General features: G+C 63.1%; 3 protein-coding genes. 1 reads left to right on the top strand and 2 read right to left on the bottom strand.

What is annotated here, in order from left to right; translation table 11 throughout:
• Nucleotides 1-263: 263 nt before the first annotated feature.
• A complete protein-coding gene (locus ABZ453_RS50875) occupies nucleotides 264-1,466 on the top strand; it encodes a cytochrome P450 (RefSeq protein WP_359026844.1) in 1,203 nt (400 codons plus the stop codon).
• 291 nt (nucleotides 1,467-1,757) lie between these two features.
• Here ABZ453_RS50875 and ABZ453_RS50870 read toward each other — a convergent pair whose 3' ends face one another.
• Nucleotides 1,758-2,126 carry a hypothetical protein gene (locus tag ABZ453_RS50870; RefSeq protein ID WP_359026842.1) on the bottom strand — a complete coding sequence of 123 codons (369 nt, stop codon included), beginning with the start codon at nucleotides 2,124-2,126 and terminating at the stop codon, nucleotides 1,758-1,760.
• Nucleotides 2,127-2,235: 109 nt separating this feature from the next.
• Nucleotides 2,236-2,862 carry a transposase gene (locus tag ABZ453_RS50865; protein ID WP_359026845.1) on the bottom strand — a complete coding sequence of 209 codons (627 nt, stop codon included), beginning with the start codon at nucleotides 2,860-2,862 and terminating at the stop codon, nucleotides 2,236-2,238.
• Nucleotides 2,863-2,994 lie beyond the last annotated feature (132 nt).

The following is a 2,994-nucleotide window of genomic DNA, read 5'->3' as shown; positions in this document are numbered from 1 at the left end:
CAGCGACACGCGAAGCCCCCGCCCGCGATCACGCGGGACAAACGGAGTGAACCAGCAACACCGTCATGCGCTCACGACCACTGACGAATCGAGGTCAAGTCAGTGCGGAGTCGGAAGGGCTGGCTGTGGAGGCTTGCCCGAAGTCAACGTCGGTAGCGGGGCGTCTGCCTCTGTTCCGCATGGCTGGCAGGTTGACAGGGTGATTTCCGGTGATCCACCAGTCAATCACGCAATCATAAGTTTTGGGGCTGCCAATGCCAGATATGAAGCAGACGGACGAATTGGTCGATCTTGGTACTTTGGGGGAGAGTTTCACCCGGGATCCCTATCCCGTGTACGCACGCCTACGGGCGAGCGGCCCGGTGCACCGGATCCGGCTACCCGAGGGCGCACCTGCATGGTTGGTCGTTGGGTATGAGCCAGGGCGCGCAGCGCTTGCAGATCCACGGCTTTCGAAAGACTGGGACAACATCTCCCCGGCTCTCGGACTAAGTACCCTGATCCCGGGTCCCAGCATGCTCTCTTCAGACCCGCCCGACCACACCCGGTTGCGTAGGCTGGTTTCAAGAGAGTTCACTTCTGTGCGAATAGCGACACTTGAAGCCCGGGTACGGCAAATCACGGACGAGCTCCTCGAAACCATGCTGGCCGCCCAGGACGGCCGCGCTGATCTCGTAGAAATGTTGTCTTTTCCCTTGCCGATCACCGTGATCTGCGAGCTTCTCGGTGTGCCGGTCCGTAATCGCACTGCCTTCGCCATCGCGGCAGGCGTAGCCCTATCCTCCGCTGACGTGAACGAACGTCGGGAAGCCAAGGACGTCACATTCCTAATTCTCAATGACTTACTGGCGGAGAAACAGAAGGATCCGGGCGATGACTTGCTTAGCGCGTTAATCCGTCTGGCAGATGAGGATGGCGACCGGCTGTCTCCTAGGGAACTGATTGGCACGGTTTGGCTGTTGCTGGTGGCGGGCTTCGAGACCACCGTCAACGCCATCTCCAACGGCGTCCTGGCCTTGCTCTGCCATCCCGAGCAACTGGCCGCACTACGCCACGATTTCTCTCTGCTGGAGAACGCGATTGAGGAGATACTGCGCTACGAAGGTCCGGTCGAGACATCGACCTACCGCTTCACCAAGGAGCCCGTCGAGATCGCCGGAACCATGATTCCCGGCGGCGGGGAATTGGTCATTGTCGCCATCGCCGACATCAACCGGGACCCTGTCCGCTTTGCGGATCCGGACCGGTTCGACATCCGACGTGAGACGCATGGACATGTCGCCTTCGGACATGGCATCCACTACTGTTTGGGCGCGCCGTTGGCGCGGCTGGAAGCACGGGTAGCGATCCGCGCTCTCCTTGAACGGTGCCCGGACCTGACATTGGACATTCATCCTGCCGCCCTGTCCTGGCGAGGGGGACTGCTCCTCCGTGGCCCCCAACGGCTCCCGATACGCTTCAGTTGAGGCAGGACCATGAATTGAAATCCGGTGGTGGGGGTCGATGGCTGGTTGGGTTGGTCTACAGGCTCGCAGAGAATCAGGCTGTTGCTTCCCACGATTCGCCTCGTTGATATGGTATGCGCTTATCCGATTCGATCTGTCACCAACTCGCTAATAGACTGTCGCTGCTTAATTTCGCTGTGTGGTTGGGTAGAGGTGGCGTAGTTTCACGCGTGCATCGTCGGTGGTGAAGTGCCAGTCGACTTGGGCGCTGGTGGGCCTTCCCCCAAGGCCGGGTAGTTAGCGTTTTTGCAGTCACTCAAGGGGGGTCGTCTCCGGTGCGACTGCCGCGTAGCGTCCCGTGCGGACCCTCTTGATCATTCCCTTCTTGGTCCAGCGGGCGAGTTGTCGGTAGGTGGCGACGAGGGTGACGTCGCCGAGGAGTTCGGCGATCTCTCTTGAGCGCCAGAGCCGTTCGGGTTCTGCCTGCAGGATGGTGAGGACACGTGTCATGCGGTTGCTGGTCTGGCCGGGGCCGACGTACTGGGGGACCGTGGTCGTGGGCAGTGCGGGCTCCGGCGCCGGCGGCGGCAGGAGAGTGATCGCCGTCGAGGTCACGGCATTGCTGGCGTCGGGGCGGCCGTCCAGTTTCCTTTCCGCGTAGCGGGAGATGGGTGACTTCACCTTGCGGGTACTGACGCGGCCCCGGCGTGCGGGCGATAGCGCCGACAGGACGCGGCGGCCGATCTCCCCGATGCCCTGCTCGAAGACTCCTTCTGCACCTACCAGCAGGTCACGGGCGGTCTGGAGGGCGACGGTGAAGCCGCAGCGGTCGGGATCGGTGCCTGGCTGGGACTCCGCCGCCTGGACCATGGTGCGGCGCAGAACCTGGTAGAGGGTGAGCAGAGCCCACACCTCCTGCTCGACGCCAGGCCGGGTCGTGCGAGCGCAGGACCCGTCCGTGCAGGATGGTGTGGCGCAAGGCGTAGTAGGCACTCTCGTGCTCCCAACGCTCGTGATACAGGTGCACGAGGCGGTCGGCGGGGTAGCGGCGGGCGTCCAGGAGCGTGGTCACCAGACGGTAAGAGCCCTCGAAGTTGCTGCCATCGGTGCAGGTGATACTCACCTGGGCTTCGATGATGCGCACCGGGACGCCACCGATGACCGAGAGATAGGAGGAGTCGGCGAGAGTTTGAAGGACTGGTGGGCGGCGGCGCTGGCGGATGCGGCCCAGGACCTGTGCGCCGGTGGCGTGCGCGGCGGTGAGGAAGTCGTTGCTGTCGAAGCCCCGGTCCCACAGCACCAGCATCTCGGGGCCCAGATGGTGCAACAGCCTGGTGGCGTAGGAGGTTTCGCCCTCCCGGGTGGGGCCGAAGACCGCCGCGATGACTGCTCGGGTGCCGGTCTCGACCAGCGTCATCAGCTCGACCTGAGGATTCGTCCTGGACGTGTACTCGCGGATGATCGTCGGCTGGCAGGTCGCGAACCACATGCGAACCGAACTGCCGTTGGACGCACTGGAGACGGCGTTGTGGAGACGGAGGATCAAGAA

This window comes from Streptomyces sp. NPDC005799, from assembly GCF_040630525.1.
In the GTDB taxonomy this organism is placed as follows: domain Bacteria; phylum Actinomycetota; class Actinomycetes; order Streptomycetales; family Streptomycetaceae; genus Streptomyces; species Streptomyces griseorubiginosus_B.
Note: the sequence above shows the minus strand (reverse complement) of the source record. Positions and strands in the feature narration are given on the sequence as shown.

What these genes read in the sequence shown, in the direction of transcription:
- ABZ453_RS50875 (WP_359026844.1), top strand. Translation starts at nt 264, where the DNA reads ATGAAGCAGACGGACGAATTGGTCGATCTTGGTACTTTGGGGGAGAGT.
- ABZ453_RS50865 (WP_359026845.1), bottom strand. Translation starts at nt 2,862, where the DNA reads ATGACGCTGGTCGAGACCGGCACCCGAGCAGTCATCGCGGCGGTCTTC.